Source organism: Vibrio genomosp. F10 str. 9ZD137, assembly GCF_049974785.1.
In the GTDB taxonomy this organism is placed as follows: Bacteria; Pseudomonadota; Gammaproteobacteria; order Enterobacterales; family Vibrionaceae; genus Vibrio.
Genome location: NZ_JBNGCJ010000407.1, coordinates 1 through 6,966 on the forward strand (window position 1 = coordinate 1; position 6,966 = coordinate 6,966).

Below are 6,966 nucleotides of genomic sequence, written 5' to 3' on the forward strand. Positions count from 1 at the left end.
GCTGGCTATGCTGCCGCTCAAGCCGTCCCTGGGCCAATGTTTACCTTTGCGACTTATATTGGCTACGAAATGCTGCCTGAAAGCCCTATTATCGGTGCCATTGTTGCCACTGTTGCTGTTTTCTTACCTGGATTCTTGTTGCTACTTGGGGTACTGAAAAACTGGCAGCAGTTGGCCAGTAAACCAAGCGTATCAGGGGCAATCAGTGGCGTAAATGCTTCGGTGGTGGGTTTGCTGATTGCGGCTCTATACCAACCTGTATTTACCAGTGCTGTTTTCAATGGGGTGGATATGGCATTAATCGTCATAGGGCTATTTCTTTTAAAACAAATCAAATTGCCTATTGTTTGGATGGTTGTTTTCTTTGCTTTATCTGGTGTGTTGTTAGGACTGGTTTAATAAAAATATAATAGGAGAGCGGCTTGATGCAACCAGCACGGCGTCTCTCCTACTCGTTTATGCTCACTACCCAATGCAACTGGGATCATTCAACTAGACCCGTTCATTTAAACGTAAGCATTAACTGGCGTAAATGAATGCGCAATCATTAACTAAGTCATATCCAAACCCAGTCATCTCCAAACCCAGTCATCTCAAATGCCGTTTTACTGAGAGGTCTCATCAACGCCTTCTTTCACTCTAACTTCCGCTAATGCTCTTTCGAGGTTTTCATTGGCCACCTTATAGTAAGATGGTTTTTTATCGATCGCCTGTTGTAAATAGGGTATTGCTTTGTCTGGTTTCCCCTGAAGAATGAGGAAATAGCCGACATTATTCAACGCTTCAGCGGCCTCCATTTGACGCATAAAGACATTGATTGCACGCTTAATCTCTCCTTTGCTTAGGTAGATTAACGCCAGATTATTCTGCGCTTTTTCATTATCCGGCTCCTGCTCCAATGCCGACAAGGTATACCTCAACGCTGTTTTATAATCGCCCGACATATAATACGAATAGCCTGTGTTTATTTGCAATTTCACCGAGCGAGGATCAATCAATAATGCCTTTTTATAAAAAGTCTGAGCCAACACATGATTCGCCTTAACATCGGTTAGTACGCCTAACCCCATGTAAGCGTTCGCAGGGGATACGTTATCAATGTGCAGCGCTGCTACGTCTTCGGGGTTAACGAGATCATCCTGGCTAAGTGTGATAGCACTATTGAGACGCAATTGATCCGCATTAAGGGCTCGTAAGTAATAGCTATACCCTAGCTCTACCTCGCCTTGTTTTGTATAAATGCTGCCAAGCTGCTCAAGCACTTTGATGTTGTTTGGATTTTCTTCCAACGCAATCGAATAGGCTTTACCGGCTAATGTAAGGTTGCCACGAGACTCATGGATCCGCCCAATGTTATACAAAGATTGATCATGATATTGTTTCTCAGGAAACGACAGCGATCGTATGTACTCATACAGTGCCAAATCGATATTATTTCTGCTCAGCGCAATATCACCTCGCATAATGGCTTCTTTTTCATTAAGCGGTGGGGCATCCGATGTTAGGGTATCTATTGGCCGTCCATCGTATAAAGTCGCTTCAAAGCCCGGCGTTTCAGGTTCGCTCGCACAAGCCGTTAATAATAAAAACAACGCCATGCTCGTTAGTGTTTGATATCCTTTCATAATCACTCCTTACTGACCTAGCGTTGATGTGAGACTCAACATGGATGGCCCGATTGCGACGATAAAAAAGCATGGCCAGATAAAGAGCAACAACGGAAAAATCATTTTTGTTGGAATTTTTGCGGCAATTTCTTCAACTTCTTGATTGCGACGATCACGAAAATCCTCGGTATATTCTCGTAACGTTTGGGAAATGCTCCCACCGATCCGTGACGCATGCGCTAACATTTTGACTAAGCCGGTAATTTCTTCCACGCCCGTTCTCTCGACGAGATCATCAAAAGCATCCGACATTTCAACCCCAGCTTTAATCTTGCCACACACGGTATCTAGCTCGTCAGCAAATTCTGGATGAGAAATCATCAACTCATCCGCGACTCTTCGTAGCGCAGAATTAAACCCGAGACCCGATTCGGTACACACCACCAGCAAGTCGAGAGCATCCGGGACTCCTCCTCGCACTTTTGATTGACGTTTTTTGACCATACGATTGAGCGCCATGTTAGGCGCAAACACACCAAACGCCACACTGAAAATCATGGCTAGCCTTAGATTACTCATCTCTGGAACAAAAAAGTACAGTGCACCCGCCATCATCACACCGATGATGAAACTGAATATTTTAATCGCATAAAAGAGGGTTAGCGCATCCGCTTCATGGTATCCCGCATGCATCAATTGATGGCGAACACTTTCACGCTCTTTCGAGTTTGAAGGTGTCATCATGGGCGCTAGCGACTCTAGCGTATTATCAATTTTCCGAGATTTCTTGAGCTTTTGACCACCCGATTCATTCCTGATTTCTTCTAGCTTTCTCTTAATCGGCGATTTCACTCCAAAAAAGATGAAAGCGACGGTCATGATCGACAAGCTGGTAGAGACGAGAATGAGACCCAAGAAAAACAGTTCATCGTCTATTTCTATGTAATTAATAAAATCGAGGAGGCGTTCCATGTTACACCTCAAAGTTGATTATGTTTCGGATCCATATCGAACCTAAAAATAGGCTGACTATCCCACCACTGACTAAGGTCATTCCTCTCGGATCTTCATACAATGGCTCCACGTACGTAGGGTTAATGAGCGACATGAAGATAAAAAGGATGAACGGGGACAACACCAGTATCCACGCAGACAACCGGCTTTCCGCTGAGATGGTTTTAATTTTTCTCTGCAATTTAAATCTAGCCCTAAGCACATGAGAGACTTTTTCTAGATTTTCAGACAGGTTTCCTCCCGTCTCTTTTTGCAATAGCACCGCACTAGAAAACGCCAACATAGAAACAGTCGGTGTTCTTTCCGCCATCTGCATAATCGCGAGGCGCATATCGTACCCATAGTTGAGTAAGTTGAAGGTGTTTTTAAACTCGATACCAATTGGCGCGGGCATCTCATTGCCAACTTCATTAAAGGCTTGGGTGACCGGTTGACCGGCTTGAAGCATACGTCTCATAATATCGAGAGCATCAGGCAACTGTTCTTCAAATGTCGCAAGCCGTTGGGATATTTTTCTCTGGATCATCATGTGCATCAAGACCCAAGAGCCGAAGAAAGCGGCGATTTCAACAAACCATGGTTGCCCCATAAAAATCAAAACCATCGATGAACTAGAGGCAATCAAAAAGGTCACCGTGATCGTCTGAATGAGTGTCCAGTCGTAACCCGAAAGCTCAATATTCTTTTTCAAATTAGAGAGTAATTTTATCTGAACAAGCTTTCTGTCTGTTGGCGTTAAGCTCTTTAAATAATGCTCATGAAGAAGCGAACGCGTGTCTTCATCAAGATTAGACTGAGATTCCTTTAACCTCTCCGAGAGTTCTTTATGTTTCGCTTTACTCCCTGCAGCCGGTAATATCAGTGCCTGAGAAATAAAGACAACCGCAAAAAAGAGCAAAACATAAAAGAGGGTGACATCATCGCCCATAGCCTGTTACTCCTATTGATAGGTCTCGTTAAAAATTTCAAAAGGCATATGCAGCCCTTTTTTTGACAACTGATCGTGGCAAGCGGGCACAACACCCGTCGCGGTAAAATAACCAATCACTTTGCCATCTTCATCCATACCTTGACGCTGAAACTTAAATATTTCTGACATGGTGATGATTTCACCTTCCATGCCATTGATCTCTGAAATACTCGTCATACGACGCCCACCATCTTCCTGACGTTCCATCTGAACCACTAAGTGAATGGCGGAAGCGATTTGCGAGCGGAGATTTTTCGTCGAGATATTCCACCCGGCCATTGAAAACATATTTTCAACACGACTGAGTGCATCCCTTGGGGTATTCGCATGTATTGTGGCTAATGAACCATCATGCCCAGTATTCATTGCGGCCAGCATATCCACAGCTTCACTGCCACGCACCTCTCCGAGTACAATCCTGTCTGGCCTCATACGCAGGGTATTTTTCACTAAGTCTCGCTGGGTGATTTCCCCTTTACCTTCAAGGTTAGCAGGGCGGGTTTCAAGACGAACGACATGAGGTTGTTGCAGCTGAAGTTCTGCTGAATCTTCAATGGTAATGATTCGGCAATCGCTGGGGATAAAGCTCGAAAAAATATTCAGTGTGGTGGTTTTTCCAGAGCCCGTACCACCAGAAATAAGGATGTTTAACTCGCCATGCACCGCTGCCTCAACAAATTTAGCCATCGGCTCAGACAACGAGTTGTAACCCAGTAAGTTGTCCATGGTGAGTTTGTCCACAGCAAAGCGGCGAATAGAGACGGAAGGACCATCTAAAGCAAGCGGAGGAATGATGGCATTGACACGTGAGCCATCCGCTAGACGGGCATCGACCATTGGGGATGCTTCATCAATACGACGGCCAACTTGGCTAACGATTCTATCGATGATGTTTCTTAAATGCCGATCGTCTAAGAAAGTGTATGGGGTGGATTCTAATTTACCTCTGCGCTCCACAAAGACACTTTTGGGTCCATTCACCAAAATATCCGATACGGTGGGATCGTGAAGAAGCGGTTCTAAGGGCCCAAGGCCAAAGACTTCATCTTCAATTTGAATGATCACCCGCTTTCGGCCTTCAGCACTTAATGCATGAGTTTGATCGTCTGCCATTAATTGAACAATGGCATCATGAAGATCTTTTTTAGCTCGCTCTTTTTCTAAGCTAGCGAGCAATCCAAGGTCCAGAGTTTCCAAAAGACGTTGATGATAATAGTGCTTGGTTTCGAGCTCTTGTTCTAGCTGCTTTTTTGCATCGTCTACCGCTTTATCTTTTTCTTGAAGGTCTCGTGCTTTTCGTTCGGCTATGTTCTTAGACAGTTCGACCTTATTAGGCTGGGAATCATCAGAACCCTCATCTTCGCCAGTTTCAACACTATTGGCATAATGATTATCGACCGCCGCCAGCTTTTCCTGTAATTCAGGGTTAATATTTTTCCGTTTAAAAAACATGCAACCTCCCTATTTCTTTTAGGAAAACAGGCTCTTTAACCAACCTTGTTTTTTTTCTTGTTCAGGCATCATAGTTAAAGTGAACTTAGCCACAGACTTCGCTATCGAGCTTTTCTGTTTTGATTCAATAAATGGCCGCCCCAAATTGGCACTCTCTATGGCGACTTTAAATTCATTCGGCACCATATGGACCTTGACGCCTTGAATCGTCTCTTCTATGTCTTTCAACTTGATCGATAGACGCTTTTCATAGCGATTGACGATAATCTCTTGCTGCTCTTTAGTGATACCAAAGTCCAATGCAAGCAGTCTTGCAATCCGAGTGGTGTTTTTAATCGACACTAAGTTTTGCTGAGTAATAAGAAACACTTTCGTCACGGGCGTAATCACGGAAGTAAACAGCCGATCCACCCCGCGAGAAAGATCAATAATGACATAAGGGTAGAACTCCCTGAGTATAGGTATCAATTTATTGATGTGCTTTGCTTTGTCGTAGTTATCGTGGGTGTTTTCATGCTTGAATCCGAGCACATGTAACCCCGAAGCATGTTTCGTCACAAGACTTCCTAGTGAAACTTCATCTAAGTCAGAGACACTCGCTATCGCATCTGAAAGACTGTACGGCGAAGACACATTTAAATAATCTTCAATGACACCAAACTGCAAATCGAGATCAAGCAGTAACACTTGTTCTGGGTACTCTTTTGCTATGCTCATCGCGGAATTCAATGCAAGGGTTGAGGCTCCCGATCCCCCTTTTGAATTAATAAAAGCAAACATTTGGCCTAAGTTCCGATTGGCAATTTTTTCCTCAGAAATGTTTTTAAGCATGGGGGTGAGTGCGTTGATCTCTGACTTATCAGAGACGAAATCAGCGGCACCAATGCGAAGGGCAATCTTTAATGCGCCATTGTCATTCTCATTGCCAAACACAATCAAAGACGCCTCGTAGCCTTCTGTTGCCGGCCCTTCATATTGCTGAAGCTCGATGATCTTTTGAGCCCAATTGGGCCCGGTTTCAACAAAAATCAGATCAGGAGGGGTAAATTGAGCGAGGTTTGCGACCACCAGATTATGCAATGATATCGTCTCAAAGCTGATGCTCTGGCAATGCGCTAGCTCTTGACTAATATGCAGTTGAAAGCGATCGCTTGAATAGAAAACCCAAACATTCAGGTTGGTTTTTAAACGGATCTGACTTCCATCATTTCTAGTTAGCTCCACCGCCTCTCCCATCGTACGCTCCTCTAGCAATCCGTATCGGTATTCGAGCCTCTAATCTCACCTAGATTTTCCCTTGGTAAGGTGGTTTCAAAGCTCGGCACAATAATGACGCCTTGTAAAAAGGTGAGTAAGCCAGAAAATTGATATTCAAAATTAACCACTTCCGATCTTACATACCGAATATCCAAGAACACATCCGGATCCACAGAGGGATCACCGGTGATCACGCCCCCTGTTTCGTTCAAATATTCCAAAGACAAATTGGCCGCCGTAAACCCTCCAGGGGCATTTCTCGGTACGGCTAACCCCGGTATTTCATCTTTGTCTGCCACATTACATACCACTCCCAACCTAGCCGCGACGCGAGTCATTTCGTTAATCAACTGCAGCGAGTACATGTAGCGCCCGACTTCAATCACACCCAGAATCAACACCAACAAGGCGCTTGAAATGAGCGTAAACTCTATGATCGTGATGCCTCGTTGGCTTCTCATGGTGCCGTCCTCATCATTGCAGACGTATTGAGTGGGACACCAAAGTTAAAACTGGAAGAAAATAAGTTTGTTATAGGAGTATAGGTATGATTTATGGTGACCGTCACATATTGATTGGAATGATTGATAGAAATATCACTGGGGGTGAGGCCTTGAACTAAAGGGGCACTCGAATCACCAATCAAGGCGGTTCCATACACCACCA

General features: G+C 44.3%; 7 protein-coding genes and 1 pseudogene. 1 reads left to right on the forward strand and 7 read right to left on the reverse strand.

Features of this window, described 5'->3' with window-relative positions; genetic code table 11:
• A partial coding sequence (locus tag ACP45E_RS09375; protein WP_198927706.1) for a chromate transporter occupies positions 1 to 399 on the forward strand: 399 nt, incomplete at its 5' end.
• Positions 400 to 605: 206 nt separating this feature from the next.
• Here the strand turns inward: ACP45E_RS09375 and ACP45E_RS09380 are convergent.
• The 7 genes and pseudogenes from ACP45E_RS09380 to ACP45E_RS09410 all read right to left on the reverse strand — a co-directional run.
• The gene (locus ACP45E_RS09380; RefSeq protein WP_017038522.1) at positions 606 to 1,625 is read right to left on the reverse strand and encodes a tetratricopeptide repeat protein; all 1,020 of its coding nucleotides are present in this window, start codon (positions 1,623 to 1,625) and stop codon (positions 606 to 608) included.
• Between the two features lie 9 nt (positions 1,626 to 1,634).
• Positions 1,635 to 2,579 carry a type II secretion system F family protein gene (locus ACP45E_RS09385; RefSeq protein WP_017038521.1) on the reverse strand — a complete coding sequence of 315 codons (945 nt, stop codon included), beginning with the start codon at positions 2,577 to 2,579 and terminating at the stop codon, positions 1,635 to 1,637.
• A gap of 1 nt (position 2,580) precedes the next feature.
• Positions 2,581 to 3,549, reverse strand: coding sequence for a type II secretion system F family protein (locus ACP45E_RS09390; protein WP_065576743.1), 969 nt, complete (start codon positions 3,547 to 3,549; stop codon positions 2,581 to 2,583).
• A 12-nt stretch (positions 3,550 to 3,561) separates the two neighbouring features.
• The gene (locus tag ACP45E_RS09395; protein ID WP_017038519.1) at positions 3,562 to 5,043 is read right to left on the reverse strand and encodes a CpaF family protein; all 1,482 of its coding nucleotides are present in this window, start codon (positions 5,041 to 5,043) and stop codon (positions 3,562 to 3,564) included.
• An 18-nt stretch (positions 5,044 to 5,061) separates the two neighbouring features.
• Entirely contained in the window at positions 5,062 to 6,279 is a 1,218-nt protein-coding gene (locus tag ACP45E_RS09400) for an AAA family ATPase (RefSeq protein ID WP_017038518.1), read from the reverse strand.
• Positions 6,280 to 6,290: 11 nt separating this feature from the next.
• Positions 6,291 to 6,761 (reverse strand): TadE/TadG family type IV pilus assembly protein, encoded by a 471-nt coding sequence (locus ACP45E_RS09405; RefSeq protein ID WP_017038517.1) that lies wholly within the window; start codon positions 6,759 to 6,761, stop codon positions 6,291 to 6,293.
• Positions 6,758 to 6,966 (reverse strand): annotated as a pseudogene (locus ACP45E_RS09410) (TadE/TadG family type IV pilus assembly protein); the annotation flags it as partial. The pseudogene ACP45E_RS09410 and the gene ACP45E_RS09405, both read right to left, overlap by 4 nt.